This is a genomic window from Streptococcus parasanguinis (assembly GCF_047465465.1).
Lineage (GTDB): Bacteria > Bacillota > Bacilli > Lactobacillales > Streptococcaceae > Streptococcus > Streptococcus parasanguinis_AI.
In genome coordinates, this window is sequence record NZ_JASGZU010000001.1 from 443,848 (window position 1) to 461,370 (window position 17,523).

General features: G+C 42.1%; 17 protein-coding genes. 8 read left to right on the plus strand and 9 right to left on the minus strand.

Translation table 11 applies throughout. The features are described 5' to 3' along the window. Positions 1 to 7 precede the first annotated feature (7 nt). Together QM351_RS02310 and QM351_RS02315 are read right to left on the minus strand one after the other, a co-directional pair. A complete protein-coding gene (locus QM351_RS02310; RefSeq protein ID WP_003007186.1) occupies positions 8 to 964 on the minus strand; it encodes a ribose-phosphate diphosphokinase in 957 nt (318 codons plus the stop codon). Between the two features lie 72 nt (positions 965 to 1,036). Further along, on the minus strand, positions 1,037 to 1,594 hold the full coding sequence (locus tag QM351_RS02315; protein WP_042766570.1) for a CYTH domain-containing protein: 558 nt from the start codon (positions 1,592 to 1,594) through the stop codon (positions 1,037 to 1,039). A 95-nt stretch (positions 1,595 to 1,689) separates the two neighbouring features. Here QM351_RS02315 and QM351_RS02320 point away from each other — a divergent pair, with 95 nt between their 5' ends. The 5 genes from QM351_RS02320 (at position 1,690) to mutY (ending at position 6,450) form a co-directional block, all read left to right on the plus strand. Then, the gene (locus QM351_RS02320; RefSeq protein WP_023918039.1) at positions 1,690 to 2,361 is read left to right on the plus strand and encodes a GTP pyrophosphokinase family protein; all 672 of its coding nucleotides are present in this window, start codon (positions 1,690 to 1,692) and stop codon (positions 2,359 to 2,361) included. Then, complete coding sequence (locus QM351_RS02325) at positions 2,345 to 3,163, plus strand: NAD kinase (RefSeq protein WP_414326715.1); 819 nt, start codon at positions 2,345 to 2,347, stop codon at positions 3,161 to 3,163. Before QM351_RS02320 ends, QM351_RS02325 begins: the two co-directional genes overlap by 17 nt. Next, positions 3,160 to 4,053, plus strand: coding sequence for an RluA family pseudouridine synthase (locus tag QM351_RS02330; protein ID WP_285307990.1), 894 nt, complete (start codon positions 3,160 to 3,162; stop codon positions 4,051 to 4,053). Before QM351_RS02325 ends, QM351_RS02330 begins: the two co-directional genes overlap by 4 nt. A gap of 21 nt (positions 4,054 to 4,074) precedes the next feature. Further along, positions 4,075 to 5,049, plus strand: a complete 975-nt coding sequence (gene pta / locus QM351_RS02335) for a phosphate acetyltransferase (protein WP_021153149.1) — start codon at positions 4,075 to 4,077, stop codon at positions 5,047 to 5,049. A 246-nt stretch (positions 5,050 to 5,295) separates the two neighbouring features. Then, positions 5,296 to 6,450: an A/G-specific adenine glycosylase gene (gene mutY / locus QM351_RS02340; protein ID WP_414326391.1), complete on the plus strand. Its 1,155-nt coding sequence runs from the start codon at positions 5,296 to 5,298 to the stop codon at positions 6,448 to 6,450. Positions 6,451 to 6,631: 181 nt separating this feature from the next. Here the strand turns inward: mutY and QM351_RS02345 are convergent, their stop codons facing one another. From QM351_RS02345 to QM351_RS02365, 5 genes are all read right to left on the minus strand, one after another. Next, a complete protein-coding gene (locus tag QM351_RS02345; protein ID WP_156672267.1) occupies positions 6,632 to 6,979 on the minus strand; it encodes a PedC/BrcD family bacteriocin maturation disulfide isomerase in 348 nt (115 codons plus the stop codon). 257 nt (positions 6,980 to 7,236) lie between these two features. Then, the gene (locus tag QM351_RS02350; RefSeq protein WP_003007201.1) at positions 7,237 to 8,952 is read right to left on the minus strand and encodes a phospho-sugar mutase; all 1,716 of its coding nucleotides are present in this window, start codon (positions 8,950 to 8,952) and stop codon (positions 7,237 to 7,239) included. 150 nt (positions 8,953 to 9,102) lie between these two features. Further along, a complete protein-coding gene (locus tag QM351_RS02355) occupies positions 9,103 to 9,663 on the minus strand; it encodes an ECF transporter S component (protein ID WP_150906024.1) in 561 nt (186 codons plus the stop codon). After that, positions 9,660 to 10,199 (minus strand): phosphopantothenoylcysteine decarboxylase, encoded by a 540-nt coding sequence (gene coaC, locus QM351_RS02360; RefSeq protein WP_201037592.1) that lies wholly within the window; start codon positions 10,197 to 10,199, stop codon positions 9,660 to 9,662. Before coaC ends, QM351_RS02355 begins: the two co-directional genes overlap by 4 nt. Positions 10,200 to 10,209: 10 nt before the next feature. Further along, positions 10,210 to 10,887 carry a phosphopantothenate--cysteine ligase gene (locus tag QM351_RS02365; RefSeq protein WP_414326394.1) on the minus strand — a complete coding sequence of 226 codons (678 nt, stop codon included), beginning with the start codon at positions 10,885 to 10,887 and terminating at the stop codon, positions 10,210 to 10,212. A 175-nt stretch (positions 10,888 to 11,062) separates the two neighbouring features. On the opposite strand from QM351_RS02365, the gene QM351_RS02370 reads away from it, so the two are divergent. Further along, complete coding sequence (locus QM351_RS02370; protein WP_150906028.1) at positions 11,063 to 12,733, plus strand: formate--tetrahydrofolate ligase; 1,671 nt, start codon at positions 11,063 to 11,065, stop codon at positions 12,731 to 12,733. 73 nt (positions 12,734 to 12,806) lie between these two features. Here the strand turns inward: QM351_RS02370 and QM351_RS02375 are convergent, their stop codons facing one another. Further along, on the minus strand, positions 12,807 to 14,150 hold the full coding sequence (locus QM351_RS02375; protein ID WP_371495048.1) for an MATE family efflux transporter: 1,344 nt from the start codon (positions 14,148 to 14,150) through the stop codon (positions 12,807 to 12,809). Between the two features lie 95 nt (positions 14,151 to 14,245). Between QM351_RS02375 and QM351_RS02380 the strand changes: the two genes are divergently transcribed. Continuing rightward, positions 14,246 to 14,800, plus strand: coding sequence for a GNAT family N-acetyltransferase (locus QM351_RS02380; protein ID WP_061455550.1), 555 nt, complete (start codon positions 14,246 to 14,248; stop codon positions 14,798 to 14,800). Positions 14,801 to 14,847: 47 nt separating this feature from the next. Here the strand turns inward: QM351_RS02380 and QM351_RS02385 are convergent, their stop codons facing one another. Further along, positions 14,848 to 15,870, minus strand: coding sequence for a YdcF family protein (locus QM351_RS02385; RefSeq protein ID WP_414326397.1), 1,023 nt, complete (start codon positions 15,868 to 15,870; stop codon positions 14,848 to 14,850). Between the two features lie 195 nt (positions 15,871 to 16,065). Between QM351_RS02385 and brnQ the strand changes: the two genes are divergently transcribed. Further along, positions 16,066 to 17,385: a branched-chain amino acid transport system II carrier protein gene (brnQ, locus tag QM351_RS02390; protein ID WP_223324733.1), complete on the plus strand. Its 1,320-nt coding sequence runs from the start codon at positions 16,066 to 16,068 to the stop codon at positions 17,383 to 17,385. Positions 17,386 to 17,523: the final 138 nt, after the last annotated feature.

Sequence of the window (17,523 nt, forward strand, 5' to 3'; positions counted from 1 at the left end):
TAAGACCTTATTTCTTGTGGTAGGCAAATAGAGGACTAACAGGTTTTCTTTCTTGAATGCGAACAATAGCTTCAGCGATCAGTTCGCTAGCTGTCAGATAGTTAATATTTTTTGGAGTTGGTCCATTTGGAGCAACAGAATCAGTTACCAAGATTTCTTTGATTGGAGCTTGGTCTAATAACTCGACAGCTCCTTTCACAAATAAACCATGGCTTGAAACAGCATAAATTTCAGTAGCACCTTCGCGTTCGACGATTTTCGCAGCTTCTGAGAATGTCTTACCGGTATTGAGGATATCGTCAATCAAGATTGCTTTCTTATCTTTGACATCCCCGATAATATAGCCATAATCACGGTTTGCATCATCTTGTTCGTAATCAATGATGGCAATCGGTGCATCAAGATATTCCGCTAAACTACGAGCCCGTTTGACACCTGAGTTTTTAGGACTGACGACTACAACATCAGGACCAGTTAGACCTTTATTAATGTAGTGTTCTGCAAAGAGTGGAATGGTAAAGAGGTTATCCACGGCAATATCGAAGAAACCTTGGACCTGAACAGCGTGGAGATCCAGTGTGACGACGCGATCCACCCCAGCTTTGACCAACATATTTGCGACGAGCTTAGCAGTGATTGGTTCGCGAGGAGCAGCTGTCCGGTCTTGGCGAGCATAACCGAAGTAAGGCATGACCACATTGACAGTATTTGCGCTGGCCCGTTGGCAAGCATCTACCATAATTAAGAGTTCCATCAAGTGATTGTTGACAGGGAAACTGGTTGATTGAATGATATAAATATCATATCCACGAACACTTTCCTCAATATTGACTTGGATTTCACCATCTGAGAATTGACGGGATGAAATTTTCCCAAGTGGAACCCCAGCGTGATCCGCAATCTTTTGCGCAATCTCTGGATTTGAATTGAGAGAGAAGAGCTTCATATTTTTTTTATCTGACATGTGATTCCAACCTCATTTAGATTTTTGATCTTAGCACTATTTTAGCAAAAATTTGCGATAATTTCAGCTATTTTACAATCTTTCCGCCAATCTGGCGATTTTATTTTTAGCAGCTTTGTAGACGATTCCATGCTCTTTGATGAACTGATGGAAATTTTCTTCCTGCTCAGCAGTTTCGACCTCGATTTCTAATTCATAATCTTCAGTGTCTAGATAGAGACTGTGGTCTAGTGCCACCAATCCTGCAGCTGTTTCTTTTTCGAAGCGTTCTGTTGTAAGGCTTCCCCAGACAGCGAGTTGTTCAACGGGGATTTCTTTAGAGATCAAGAGGTTTTTGATTTCTCCGTCAGGAAACTGTTGGTGTTGAAGGATCGCCTCGGTTTCTTCTGGGCTGAGGTTCTGATTGTACTCGAAATGGCCAACTGCTTCAGGGACCTTGAGAGTCAATTCAGCCTGATCTGTGAAAGTACGCACCCGCAGGGCCATTTTTTCCTTACGCATGAGCTGGTCGGGTGTATCGATATAGTGATTGGTTTGGACAACCAATTCTGTATCAGCAAAAAGTGGAAGGAGGGATTGGTATTCCTCCTTGTCTAGCAAGGTTTTGTATTCAATTTCTAAATGGTTCATTTTGTAGTCCTTTGCTTTTTTTTGAAAGCGATTCATGATATAATAGGAGATGTGTTTATTGTATACAAAAATGGTTCAGATTACAAGGTGGTAGGATGGCAATTGATTGGGAAAACTTCTTAGATCCGTATATCCAAGCAGTTGGGGAATTAAAAATCAAACTGCGTGGGATTCGTAAGCAATATCGTAAGCAACAAAAGCATTCTCCAATCGAGTTTGTCACAGGTCGTGTTAAGCCGATTGAGAGTATCCGCGAAAAGATGATCCGAAGAAATATTTCTGAAGAAAATTTGGCTCAGGATATGCAAGATATTGCTGGTCTTCGTATCATGGTCCAGTTCGTAGATGACGTCGAAGAGATCCTAGAGGTTCTGAGACAACGGCAGGATATGCGCGTGGTCCAAGAGCGAGACTACATCCGCCACAAGAAATCAAGTGGCTACCGGAGTTACCACGTCGTGGTCGAGTATCCGGTCGATACTATTGATGGAAATGAAACGATCTTAGCAGAGATTCAAATTCGGACCTTGTCCATGAATTTTTGGGCAACCATTGAACACTCGCTCAATTATAAATATAAAGGAGACTTTCCAGACGAGATCAAAAAACGCTTAGAGACGACAGCAAACCTGGCCTATCTCTTGGATGAAGAGATGGGGGCAATTCGGGATGCGATTCAGGAGGCTCAAGCCCTGTTTGATCCACTTCATCGTAAGTTAAATGATGGCGTTGGAAATAGTGATGACACAGATGAAGACTACAGGTAAAAAAGTATCCATTATTCGCAATCGCAAGCGTCAAAGTGAAGAGGTTTTTCAGCAATTGCGCTATAAGCTTCGGAAAAATAATTTTATTTTGACGGAGAAGCACCCGGATATTGTGATTTCAATTGGTGGCGATGGGATGTTGCTATCGGCCTTTCACAAGTATGAACACCAGTTGGATCGGGTGCGATTTGTTGGCGTCCATACCGGACACTTAGGATTCTATACAGATTACTTAGACAGTGAAATCGATAAGCTGGTTGAAAATTTAAAATATGATACAGGTGCCAAGATTTCTTACCCCATTTTGAATGTCAAGATCACTTTCGACAATGGGGAAACCCGTACTATGAGAGCGTTGAACGAAGCAACGATTAAGAGAAGCGACCGGACTATGGTTGCCGATCTCACGATTAATGGAGTGGATTTTGAGCGCTTCAGAGGAGACGGGATTACCGTTTCGACTCCGACAGGAAGTACGGCTTACAACAAATCCTTGGGAGGAGCAGTCCTTCACCCGACTATTGAGGCGTTGCAGATCGCTGAGATTGCTAGTCTCAACAATCGTGTCTATCGTACCTTGGGTTCTTCTGTCATTGTCCCTAAAAAGGATAAGATCGAGATTACACCGACGAGACCTGGCTTCCACATTATCTCTGTCGACAATTCAACCTATTCTTACCGTAATATTGCAAAGGTAGAATATCAGATTGACAACCATAAGATTAATTTTGTGGCAAGTTCCAGTCACACCAGCTTCTGGAATCGGGTCAAGGATGCCTTTATCGGAGATGATAGAGAATGAGATTTGAATTCATTGTCGATGAGCATGTCAAGGTCAAGACCTTCCTGAAAAAGCACGAGGTTTCTAAGGGTCTCTTAGCAAAGATTAAGTTTCGTGGTGGCCAGATCCTTGTCAATGGACGTCCGGAGAATGCAATTTATTTGTTGGATATTGGGGATCGCTTGGTCATTGATATTCCAGCAGAAGAAGGGTTCGAAACCCTAAAACCCATGGATCGGCCTTTGGATATTTTGTTTGAAGATGATCATTTTTTGGTCTTAAACAAACCCTTTGGGATTGCTTCTATTCCAAGTGCGATTCATTCCAATACCTTAGCCAATTTTGTAAAAGGCTACTATGTGAAGCAGGGCTACGAGAACCAGCAGGTTCACATTGTCACTCGCCTGGACAAGGATACTAGTGGCGTCATGCTTTTTGCCAAACATGGCTATGCCCATGCCCGCTTGGATAAGCAATTGCAGTCTAAAAAGATTCAGAAACGCTATTATGCCTTGGTCAAGGGATCTGGGAAGCTTGATCCTGTCGGAGAGATTATTGCTCCGATTGCGCGTGATGAAGATTCAATTATCACCCGAAAGGTAGCTAAAGGTGGCAAGTATGCTCATACAAGCTACCAGGTTGTTCAATCTTTTGGTGATATTCACCTAGTGGATATTCAGTTACACACAGGTCGAACCCACCAGATCCGCGTTCATTTTTCCCATATTGGTTTTCCGCTCTTGGGAGATGATCTCTATGGCGGAAGTTTAGAAGACGGCATTGAGCGCCAAGCCCTTCATTGTCATCGTCTATCCTATTATCATCCATTTCTAGAGGAAGAATTGGTCATAGAAAGTCCACTGCCTCCAGATTTCCAAGCTGTATTAACACAGCTTCAAACTAGTTATTAATTATTAAAAGGAGTAAAACTCATGGAAGTTTTCGAAAATCTCAAAGCCAACCTCGTTGGTAAGAATGCACGTATTGTATTACCAGAAGGTGAAGAACCTCGTATCCTCCAAGCGACAAAACGCATTGTGAACGAGACAGAAGTAACCCCTGTCTTGCTTGGTAATCCAGATAAAATTCGGATTTATCTTGAAATCGAAGGGGTTTTGGATGGATATGAAGTCATCGATCCTCATTCTTATCCAGGTTTTGAAGAAATGGTAGCTTCCTTAGTAGAACGTCGTAAGGGCAAAATGACAGAAGAAGAAGCGCGTCAAGTTTTGAAAGACGACGTTAACTATTTTGGTGTCATGTTGGTGCACATGGGAATTGTTGATGGGATGGTTTCTGGTGCGATTCACTCAACAGCCGCAACTGTTCGTCCGGCCTTGCAAATTATCAAAACTCGTCCAAATGTAAAACGTACTTCAGGGGCTTTCCTTATGGTTCGTGGATCTGAACGCTACTTGTTCGGGGACTGTGCCATCAACATCAATCCAGATGCTGAAGGATTAGCCGAAATTGCCATCAACTCAGCTATCACAGCCAAGATGTTTGGAATTGATCCAAAAATTGCTATGTTGAGCTATTCAACAAAAGGATCTGGTTTCGGTGAAAGTGTTGATAAGGTTGTTGAAGCGACTAAGCTTGCTCATGAACTTCGTCCAGACCTTGAAATTGACGGGGAATTGCAATTTGACGCAGCTTTTGTCCCTGCAACTGCAGCCTTGAAGGCTCCAGGAAGCAAGGTGGCAGGTCAAGCTAATGTCTTTATCTTCCCTGGTATTGAAGCAGGTAACATTGGATACAAGATGGCTGAACGTCTTGGTGGCTTTGCAGCAGTAGGTCCTGTCTTGCAAGGATTGAATAAACCAGTCAACGACCTCTCTCGTGGATGTAATGCAGATGACGTTTACAAATTAACCTTGATTACAGCAGCTCAAGCTGTGGAACAATAAGAAATGCATTTAGAGAGTGGGACAGAAATCGGTAATTCGTTAGAATTCGATTTCGTCGTCCCACCTCCGCACAGTTGAGTAGGGCCGTAAAAGCTGATGAAATCAGCGTAGTAGAGCCCACTCAACCACTGCGTCTTGCTCGACAATCCAAAAATAATTGAGAGGCTAGGACTTTTGTCCCAGCCTCTTTTTCTTTATAAAATCAGAATTTCTATACTCTAACTCATTCTGTGGTATACTAGGAATATGTTAGATGTAAAAGATTACGGGATTACCATGTGGGAGGAGGAAAAAATTGCTTCCTTCCGAGAAAAGTTATTAGCCTGGTATGATGCCCATAAACGGGATCTTCCCTGGAGAAGGACCCAGGATCCTTATAAAATTTGGATCTCAGAAATTATGCTCCAGCAGACACGTGTCGATACGGTGATTCCTTATTATGAACGTTTTTTAGACTGGTTTCCGACGGTCGCTGATTTGGCTCAAGCCCCTGAAGAAAAACTCTTAAAAGCTTGGGAAGGCTTGGGGTATTACTCACGTGTCCGCAATATGCAGAAAGCTGCCCAGCAGATAATGGAAAATCACGGAGGAGTGTTTCCATCAAGTTATGAGGAAATATCTAAACTCAAGGGAATTGGGCCTTATACAGCTGGTGCCATTGCTAGTATTGCCTTTGGATTACCAGAGCCAGCAGTGGATGGCAATGTCATGCGTGTTCTAGCTCGCTTGTTTGAGGTGGACTACGATATCGGAGTTCCAACCAATCGCAAGATTTTTCAAGCCATGATGGAAATCTTGATCGATCCGGCCCAGCCGGGTGATTTCAATCAGGCCTTGATGGATTTGGGCTCCGATATTGAGTCCCCAGTCAATCCACGTCCGGAAGAGAGTCCTGTTAAGGAATTTAGTGCGGCCTACCAACATGGGACCATGGATCGTTATCCCATTAAGGCTCCCAAGAAGAAACCGGTACCTGTCTATCTCACAGCCTTTATTATCAAGGATAGTCAAGGCCGCTATTTGTTGGAGAAAAATGAGCGAGAAGGACTCTTGTCAGGTTTCTGGCATTTCCCCTTGATCGAAGTGGATAGCCTATCTGAGAACCTAGGCCAATTATCTCTATTGGATGGGAAGGGGGAAGCAGAGAGTAACCCAGAAATTATTTCTTTTGAACAGGACTATGACTTGGCCATTGATTGGCAGGACAGATCGTATCCTATCGTTCAGCATATCTTTTCGCATCGCAAATGGCAGGTTCAGATCCGATTCGGCCTGGTAAAAGAAGGAGTGCAGCCAGCAAGTGAATCGACTGTTTGGTTAACACCAGAAGAATTTTCGGACTATCCTTTTGCTAAACCTCAGCAGAAGATTTGGACGACGTTTACGGAAAACGAAAAATGAGAGTGGGACAGAAATCGGTAATTCGTTAGAATTCGATTTCGTTGTCCCACCTCCGCACAGTTGAGTAGGGCTGTAAAAGCTGATGAAATCAGCGTAGTAGAGCCCACTCAACCACTGCGTCTTGCTCGACAATCCAAAGACAATTGAGAGGCTAGGACTTTTGTCCCAGCCTCATTTTTTTTTATAGATGAGCGAATGCTTTGATTTCTTCTTCAGACATGGATGAGTCGCAACGAACAGTGACTTCACCAGATTCGACATGTAAAAATCCTGGGACAGTTGGGATGCTGTAGGTTGAGCGGAAGCTTTGTAACGCGTCTAGCTGACTTGGTTCTTCGCTATTGATAAAATAGATATGAGCTTTTGTTTCAGCTACGACAGTTGCTAATTTAGCAGCGAACTTCCGGCAGTAAGGACAAGTCTTGCGTCCGATAAAGAAGGTCGCTGTTTCTTTTTGATTGATCGCTTCTTGCGCACACGCGACAGTTGTGACTTCAAGATCTTTAATATCTTCTAAAAATTGTTCCATGAGATTACCTCGCTTTCTTCTATGTCTAGTATGCCATATTTTCTATAAAATCGCTGGTATTTGCTACGAAAAAAAGAGAGAGTGGGACAGAAATCGGTAATTCGTTAGAATTCGATTTCGTCGTCCCACCTCCGCACAGTTGAGTAGGGCTGTAAAAGCTGATAAAATCAGCGTAGTAGAGTCCACTCAACCACTGCGTCTTGCTCGACAATCCAAAAATAATTGAGAGGCTAGGACTTTTGTCCCAGCCTCGTGTTTTAGCCTACAAAAGCATTGATTTCTGCTTCGATATTTGCAATTTTTTCTTTAGCATCTGCTTCAGATTCACCAACTGTAGCGATGTAGAATTTGATTTTTGGTTCTGTACCTGAAGGACGAACGGCAAACCATGAATCATCAGCCAATATGTATTTAAGAACGTTGCTTGGAGGAGTTGTCAATTTTTCAACGCCGTCAGCAGTAGTAGCTGTTTGTTCCAAGAAGTCTTCTGTCTTAGCAATGTCTGTATTGTTAAATTGTTTAGGAGCATTACCACGGAATTTATCCATGATTTTCTTGATTTCAGCAGCTCCATCCACACCTGAAAGGGTAACAGAGATGGTTTTTTCTGCGAAGTAACCGTATTGTTTGTAGATTTCTTCGATACCATCTGCCAAAGTCATACCACGTGAGCGGTAGTAAGCTGCGATCTCAGCAACGATAAGAACGGCTTGGATAGCGTCTTTGTCACGTACGAATGGTTTGATGAGGTAACCGAAGCTTTCTTCGAAACCAAGCATGTAAGTATGGTTGTGTTGTGTTTCAAATTCATGGATTTTTTCACCGATAAATTTGAAACCAGTCAAGACGTTAAACATTGTTGCGCCGTAGCTTTCTGCAATCTTAGTCACCAACTCAGTTGATACGATTGATTTACAGAGGGCAGCATTGGCAGGAAGGGTACCAGCTGTTTTGTGAGCTTCAAGAATGTATTTAGCAATGATCGCTCCGATTTGGTTACCAGAAAGGTTGAGGTAAGAACCATCTGGTTGGCGGATTTCAACACCAAGGCGGTCAGCATCTGGGTCAGTTGCAACCAATACATCAGCGTCTACTTTGCGGCCAAGTTCTTCAGCAAGAGCAAAGGCAGCTTGGTTTTCAGGGTTTGGAGATTTAACAGTTGAGAAGTCAGCGTCTGGAACAGCTTGAGCTTCAACAACTTGAACAGCTTCAAATCCAGCTTGGGCAAGAGCACGACGAGCCAACATTTCACCAGTACCATGAAGTGGAGTGTAGACAATCTTCATGTCGCGACCGTATTCATTGATCAAGTCTTGGTTGATGTTAACGCCTTTCACTTCTTTCAAGTATTCAGCGTCAACATTTTCACCAATAACTTCAATCAAGCCGTTAGCTTTGCTTTCTTCAAGGTCAGCTAATTGTACAGTGAAAGGATTTTCGATAGCACGGATGTAATCTGTCAATGCATCAGCATCTGCTGGAGGCATTTGTCCACCGTCTTCACCGTATACCTTGTATCCGTTAAATGGAGCAGGGTTGTGGCTAGCGGTTACCATGATCCCAGCAAATGTGTGAAGATGACGAACAGCAAATGACAATTCCGGTGTTGGACGTAGGCTTTCAAATACATAAGATTTGATTCCGTGTGCAGCTAAAACTTGAGCAGATTCAAAAGCAAACTCTGGAGAGAAGTGACGGCTGTCGTAGGCGATCGCAACGCCGCGTTTCTTCGCTTCCTCACCTTTTGAGTCGATCAATTGGGCCAACCCTTCAGTTGCTTGGCGAACAACATAGATATTAATACGGTTAGTACCAGCACCGATTAATCCACGCATACCAGCTGTACCGAATTCTAGGTTGGTATAGAAGGCATCTTCTTTTGTTTTTTCATCCATTGCGACCAACTCATCACGAAGGTAAGCTGGTAATTCAGCAAAGTCGAGCCATTTTTGGTAGTTTTCTTGATAGGTCATGCAAGCGTCTCCTTTTTGCTTATAATTTAATCGCTTACATTATAGCAAATTTTTTCAGAAAACTCTAGCGATAATTGTAAATCTTTTCAAAAAAATAGAGCTAATTCACCATCAAAAAAAGCCAAGATAAATTGGTCTTGGCTTGAAAGGTTATTTTAATTTTTCAAGAGATGGAACGACTGCACTGGTAATGAGTACTGTCGCAATGACTTCGATGAGAGAGTTGGTAGATACAATCAAGGCTAGGAAATGTTGAATCCCACCACCGAAGCTATTTCCAAAGAAGAAATAAATCCCACTTAGAACGAAAATAGTATTGGTCATAGAGCCGACAATTCCAGCGATCACAAGTCCTGTACGATTGCGAATCCAACGATAGACGAAGTAAGGGGTTACCCCGATGAGAATCCGAGGGACTATGGCAATGATAAGGGAGTAGAGATTCCCGTGAGGAACAAAGGGACTAAAGAGATAGCTGGCTGGTGTTATAATCAGGGTATTCATGGTGAGGCTAAAGAGTCCCATGAGGAGTCCTAAGATAGCTCCAATCCGTGGACCGTATATGATAGAGGCGATCACGACAGGAATATGAACCAAGGTTGGTTGAATTCCTGATGGAACAAATTGCAGAATGAAAGATGTCACAAAGTGAATGGTAATCATCACTGCAAAAAAGATGGCAATTCGTGAAATAGAAGATGACTTTCTCATAAACAATTCTCCTTAACAGCTTCAACAATAGATTCTACAGTCGCTAGAGCTCCAGAACCTTTGTCCCCGCAAGCAAGAATAGCATCACGAGGTTGGATAATCTGGTAACCATAGTCTTGTAAGAGTTTTAGATTTCGTTGGGTAGCGGGATGTTCTAACATTTTTGTATTCATAGCAGGGGCCAGTAATTTTTTAGTCCTTTGAGGCAAGGCTAGAGCTGTGCTTGTGACCATATTATCTGCCAGTCCAATAGCCAATTTAGCAATGGTATTGGCACTGGCTGGCGCTACAAGAAAGAGGTCAGTTTCTTTCCCAAGGTCGATGTGCTCGATCCGCTGTGGATCGTCTTCCATCATAACATCTAGCCCGACTTGATTCTTTGAAAGAACTTGCAAGGTTAAAGGGGTGATAAATTTTTGGGCTGAAGGAGTCATGAGGACTTTCACTTCAAAGCCCAATTTGGTTAGTTGGCTGGTAATATCAGCCGCTTTATAGGCAGAAATACTACCGGTAACCGCTAAAGTAATGTGTGTCATATGTTCCTTTTTATTTGATATAACGTAGGATAGCCTCTGCGATTTCTGTTTTCGTAGAAGCTTCTAGGATGTGATCATCTGTCACTAGATAGGCTTGATGCTGACCGTTCTGAATCTTGGTCAGATCATTGGCAACGATCATGCTGGCATGATTTTTAACCAGGCTTTCACGCGCTACCTGGATCAACTCTTCAGAAGAAACGTCGACTAATAGCTTAAAGCCGATTAGTTGAATAGCAGGGTTCCATTCTTTGACAAGCGAGATAATCTTGGGATTTTTCTTTAGAAAGAGTACTTGGTATTCTTCTTTGGAAGAAATTTTCGCTTCCTGATTTTCACGATGGATAAAGCTATGAAGGTCTTGAGCCTTCTCAACTTCCTCAAGGCCTGTCATGTAAACAGGTGTGTAGTCTGAAACAGCCATAGCGTGAATCAAAACCTGATGATGAGGGACTTCCGTTTTCATTTGTGCGACTAATTCTTCGACATTCTGGATCAATAGAAGACGAAGCTGTGGGTGAGGATCGGGTTTAAGCGCGGTTGGCGTTGTGATCAAGGTCACCTGATGTCCCTTTGCAAGAGCCATTTCTGCAAGAATTTTCCCTAGGCTCCCGGTGGAATGATTGGTGATCGAACGAACACTATCAATGGCTTCGCTGGTTCCGCCTGATGTAATTAAAATATGCATATGCTTATTTTACACAAAAAAGATACGTAAGTAAAGTTCTGAAGCTATTAGGATTAGCTATGTGTAGCCATAAAATTTAGATAAAAAACGAACGTTCGATTCAAAAGGTTGAAAAACCATGTTATTTTCGCGAATTTTAGGTATAATAGATCTATCAAATATAAAGGAGTCCCTTATGAAAACAGATATCGAAATTGCTCAAAGCATTGAACTCCAACCGATTGTGGACGTTGTGAAGAAAATTGGTTTGGTAGACGATGATCTTGAATTGTATGGAAAATACAAGGCGAAATTGAGCTTTGATAAGATTCGTGAAGTTGAGAAAAATCCAGTAGGAAAACTTATCTTAGTCACTGCGATCAACCCAACTCCAGCTGGAGAAGGGAAATCAACCATCACCATTGGTCTAGCAGATGCTTTGAATAAAATCGGTAAGAAAACCATGATTGCTATTCGCGAACCTTCTTTAGGTCCGGTTATGGGGATTAAAGGTGGTGCTGCTGGTGGTGGCTATGCCCAAGTTCTACCGATGGAAGACATCAACCTTCATTTCACAGGGGATATGCATGCGATCACAACGGCTAATAACGCCCTCTCAGCATTGATTGATAATCATTTGCATCAAGGAAATGAGCTAGGTATTGACCAACGTCGGATTATCTGGAAACGGGTAGTGGACTTGAATGACCGCGCTCTTCGTCATGTCTCTGTCGGTCTTGGCGGTCCTTTAAATGGGATTCCGCGTGAAGACGGTTTTGATATTACCGTTGCTTCTGAGATCATGGCCATCCTTTGCCTGGCGACAGATATTGAAGATTTGAAACGTCGTTTGGCCAACATCGTGATTGGTTACCGTTATGATCGTAGCCCGGTTTATGTCCGTGATTTGGAAGTGGAAGGGGCTCTTGCCTTGATCCTCAAAGATGCGATCAAGCCAAACTTGGTTCAAACCATCTATGGAACACCTGCCTTTGTCCACGGTGGTCCATTTGCCAATATCGCCCATGGATGTAACTCTGTGTTAGCAACGACGACAGCTCTTCATTTAGCAGACTATACGATTACAGAAGCAGGTTTTGGGGCTGACCTTGGCGCTGAAAAATTCCTCGATATTAAAACTCCAAACTTGCCTACATCACCAGATGCGGTTGTGATCGTAGCAACTCTCCGTGCTCTCAAGATGAACGGTGGAGTGACCAAGGATGCTTTGACTGAAGAAAATGTAGAGGCTGTTCGTGCTGGTTTTGCCAACTTGAAACGTCACGTTGAAAATATCCGTAAGTTTGGCATTCCTGCAGTGGTTGCCATCAATGAATTTATCACTGATACAGAAGCAGAAATTGCTGCTTTGAAAGAATTGTGTGCTGAAATTGATGTTCCAGTTGAGCTTGCGAGTGTATGGGCGAATGGTGCGGACGGTGGAGTTGACCTTGCTGAAACCTTGGTTAAGACCATCGAAACAAGTTCAGCTAACTACACACGCTTGTATGATAACAACCTTTCTGTTGAAGAAAAAATTGAAAAGATTGTTACAGAGATTTACCGCGGTACGAAGGTGAATTTTGAGAAGAAAGCCAAGACACAAATTGCTCAAATCGTGAAAAATGGTTGGGATAAGTTGCCAATCTGTATGGCCAAAACACAATATAGCTTCTCCGATAATCCAAACGCCTTGGGAGCTCCTGAAAACTTTGAAATTACTATTCGTGAAGTGGTTCCAAAATTGGGAGCAGGCTTTATTGTCGCTTTGACTGGGGATGTGATGACCATGCCTGGTCTACCAAAACGTCCAGCTGCTTTAAATATGGATGTGGCTGCTGATGGAACAGCGATCGGCTTGTTCTAATTAGACGCCTGATGACAAAAAATAACTTCTGTTCAAATGAGCAGAAGTTGTTTTATTATGTACTCGTCAAATGTTATGATGCAAGAAGCTGATGACTGGCTTTGTGGTAGGTAAACCAAAGTTGAAGGGTCATTGGAACCCAAATGAGAGGCTCGCAAAGAATGACTCCTATATAGCCTGTATAGGGAATAATCAGGAGAACAAAGAGAATTTTTCCTGTTAACTCTATAAAGCTAGAAATCAAAGGGGTCAATTTTCGGCCGATACCTTGGAGGGAATTCCCTAAAATCAAGAGGCATCCTAAAACTGGATAGAAGAAAGAGCTGATCTGCAGATAAAGACTGGCATTTGCGATCAAGTTAGGATCGCTAGATCCAGATATGAGGCTTGTAAAGAAGGGGCTTGTAAAGAAGAGGAAAACTGCAACAAAAATGGACCAAATAAGAGAGAGGAGACAAGCTTGTTTAACGCCTTTTTGAATGCGTCGGAATTGTTTAGCACCAAAGTTTTGCGAGGTAAAGGTCGTCATACTTGTAGAAATAGCGGCCATTGGCAGAAGGGCAAAGGACATGATCCGGCGGGCTGAGATTTGAGCACTAATGATGGTCATTCCAAGCTTGTTGATAGCTGATTGTAAGATGACGGTTCCAATAGAGACAATCGAAGACATGAGACCCATTGTCAGTCCTTGGCTAATCAAATCCTGATACAGCCTTTGATCCCAGACAAAATCTTTTCGACTTGGTAAAAGAAAAGGGACCTTTTTGCGGATATAAAAGAAACAAAGAAGTGCGGAGAAGCTTTGAGCAATAATAGTCGCAATTCCAGCAGATTGGACTCCGAGATGTAGTTGGGTAATAAAATATAGATCGAGAAGAATATTGAGAATGGCAGCGATAATCAGGAAGTAGAGTGCCGCTAAGCTATCGCCAACCGCTCTCAGAAGTCCGGCGCAAAGATTATAGGCAAAGGTCACTGCCACACCATTAACAATGGTGGAAATATATAGATAGGACTGAGCTACAATAGCTGATGGGGTCCCTAAAAACTGGAGCAGTGGATAAAGTCCGACAGCACCAATGAAGATCACGAGGAGACTGAGGATGCCACCAATAACAGTAGTTGCTGCAACTGATTTTCGTAATTGGTCTTCGTTTTTGGCTCCATAATTTCTCGCAATAATAATGCCCATTCCATTTCCAACACCGACAGCAAAACCAACGATCAAATCAAAAATAGCAGAGGTTGCTCCAACGGCAGCCAATGATTTTTGACCTAGAAAACGCCCCACAATCATAACATCCGAGGTATTGTAGAGTTGTTGAAAGATATTGGACAAAAGAATAGGAAAGGCAAAACTTAAAAGAGCGGGTAAAATAGGACCATCTATGAGGTCCACACGTTGAATTCTTTTCATAGTGCCATTATACCAACTTCAGTAACCGGCGACAAGCATCGATGGTTGAATCCCCTTACATTTTTTGATATAATCGTGTCAGAAAAGGAGGCCTTATGAGCTTAACGAGCCAATTAATCACTGAAACGTTTCCAGATCTGGATAAGGTCGAAAGGCTGAATATCGAAGCATTTCCAGAAGAAGAGCGTGTTCCTTTGTCAGAATTTTTACGCTATACGGACAATGACGATGCCAATTTCTTTGCTTTTTATAACGAGGAAGAATTTGTCGGATTTGCTTTTTCAATCTATAATCAGAAAGCTTTTTATGTCAGTTTTTTTGCCATTATGCCACATTTAAGAAGCCACGGATATGGTCAAGAAATCATTGAAAAATTGGTGGAATTTTACCAAAGGACCATGATTCTTGAAGTGGAACGTTTAGATGAAGAATGCGACAATATAGAGCAACGTCAGTCTCGGATGGATTTCTATAAGCGAAATGGATTTAAAACTGCTAATGCCTTTTTAGAATACGATGATCTGAGTTTTGAGATTCTCTATCGAGGCGATCAATTTGATGAAGAGGCTTATCGGGACATCTTCCATAAACTGCAGGCAGAGAATTACTTTGATTTCCGTATTGAATACCGACGCTTTAGTGATCATTAGACATGATTTAAAAAAGTTCTCAGCTAATTTGCAGAGAACTTTTTTGGTTAGTAAATAAAGAAATAGTTCACGATACTCATGACTTGTGAAAAGAACCAAGGCAGAAACAGAAAAGCTAAGAAAGCAGCATGCCATTTCCAATAGAGAGAAACTAGCCCAACCGTCTCTCGGATCCAAGCCGATGGGAGATAATAAAAAGCTGTTTTTGAACCGACACTGCGTCCAGGGATTTTTAATTGTCTCATAAAGATACCAGCCCGAAGAGCGTGAAAAGAATTGGTCACGACTAAAACATATTTTCCTAGTCCCTGTTCTTGAAGGATAGCCTTACTAAAAGTCAAGTTTTCAAAAGTAGTACGTGAGCGATTCTCGATCAAAATGTCTTCCTGTGGTACCCCCTGTTCCATCAGGTAGTTTGCCATAGCAGCAGCTTCAGAAGTCAATTCGTCTGCTCCTTGTCCACCAGAAACAATCAGTTTTGGTCGTCCCTCGAACTGCTCATAGATAGCCTTTCCTTTAGTGAGACGCTGGGCCAAAAGTGGTGGTACTTTATCCCCAATTAGACCGGAGCCAAGGACAATGATAGCATCCGGCTCTTTACGAACGGGGAAGTAATTGCAAAAAGTCCCATATAAAACATAAGAAAGATAAAGAAAAGTAGAGTAAAAGAGAGCAAAGTCTGTTGGATAAATCAAGAGATCTTTTCCTGGGAAATCAGGAAGAAAATGAAGCGCCAAGGTGCCGATAATAAAAATCCCATATAGGAGTGAGAGGAGGTTAGACAACCTTTTACCTTCAAAAGACATCATTTGACGGCCGTTAAAAAGAAGAAAAACAGTTGAGAAAATAATGCTGAGTAAAACAAGGATAGCAAGTACTGAAAAGATAATGATGGCAACTTTTTGGTTAAACCAGAGCTCCGTACGAACAACTAGTAGAAGGGCAGAAATTAGGAGGAAAAGTCCGAAACTTATTGAAAAGAGATAAGCATTGATCAGTCGTCTGCGGTCGTTTATAAAGAAAAATAAAAAAATGGTAGCTGGAACCAACCAGAATAGATAGAAAAACATGATGACTCCTAAATATAGTAGTAGTTCAATTGTAACACACTTGGCTAAAATGTGCTTATGAACTCCACAATCGTTCAATGTTATTAAAAGCCTTAACTGCCAATTGAGAAAAACAATAGATTCAGAAAAAAAGAATTGCCGTGGTGGATAAAAGCTGTTATACTAGAAAAGATTGACAAATGAAAAGGAGAACACATGTTACGAAAAGGTTCCTTAACAGGTTTGCTGTTATTTGGTATTTTCTTCGGTGCAGGGAATTTGATCTTTCCACCTGCGCTAGGCGCCCAGTCGGGTAGCCATTTTTGGCCAGCTATTGCTGGATTTGTCTTATCAGGAGTAGGGATTGCAATTATCACCTTGATTATTGGGACACTCAATCCTAAAGGCTATATCCATGAGATTTCTCGTAAAATAGCCCCTTGGTTTGCCATCGTTTATCTGGTAGCCTTGTATCTGTCTATTGGTCCCTTCTTTGCCATTCCAAGAACAGCTACTGTTTCTTACGAAGTTGGAATCGCCCCCTTGTTAGGAAATGCCAATGGAGGACTTGGTCTTTTCATTTTTACCTTGATTTATTTCTGTTTGGCCTATTTGATTGCCTTGTATCCTTCTAAAATCCTAGATAGTATTGGTCGGATTTTAACACCTGTCTTTGCTATCTTGATCGTTGTACTCGTTGTCCTTGGTGCTCTCAAGTACAGCGGAAACGCGCCTCAAGTGGCAACAGAAGACTACCAAGCATCTGCCTTTGGTCAAGGTTTCCTTGAAGGGTATAACACTTTGGATGCTCTTGCTTCAGTAGCCTTTAGCGTCATCGCAGTGACTACTCTTAATCAACTTGGTTTCACCAGCAAAAAAGAATACATTAAAACGATCTGGATTGTTGGTGTCGTTGTAGCTATTGGCTTTAGTATTTTGTATATTGGATTGGGTTATCTTGGAAATCACTTCCCAATTCCAGCAGAAGTGATGGCTTCCGATGCCAATAAGGGTGTTTATGTCCTCTCAGAAGCAACCAAGGCTATCTTCGGCCCAGTTGCTCAAATTTTCCTTGCAGGTATGGTAACGGTGACTTGCTTTACCACAACAGCAGGTTTGATCGTATCGACAGGGGAATTCTTCCATAACACTTTCCCTAAAATTTCTTACAAGGTCTATGCAACTCTTTTTACCTTGATTGGATTCTCCATTGCCAATCTTGGTTTGAGTGCCATTATTGCCTATTCATTGCCTGTCTTGATGATCCTCTATCCAATCACGATTACTATTGTGTTGATTGTGATTGTAAATAAATTTACTCAACTATCAAAACCAGGGATGCAATTGACTATTTTCTTAGTTAGCTTGGTTGCGTTTGGAGACGTTCTGGCAAGTACCTTTAAACTTGCAGGTCTAGCAAACATCATTAAGCACTTGCCGTTTGCTGCCCAATCCCTCCCATGGTTACTACCAGCAGTCGTTGGTATTGTCCTTGCTCTGTTCTTGCCCAATAAACAAAGTGCAGAAGAAGAATAAGATTTACTAGAAACTCTAAAGTTCCCCGCTTTAGAGTTTTTTTATTTTGAAACTAGTAACGAAATGGATTCTTTAAAACCAAAACGTAGCAGAAATTTTTAATTTAAGGAAGGGCATGTTATACTATTTCTAACATAT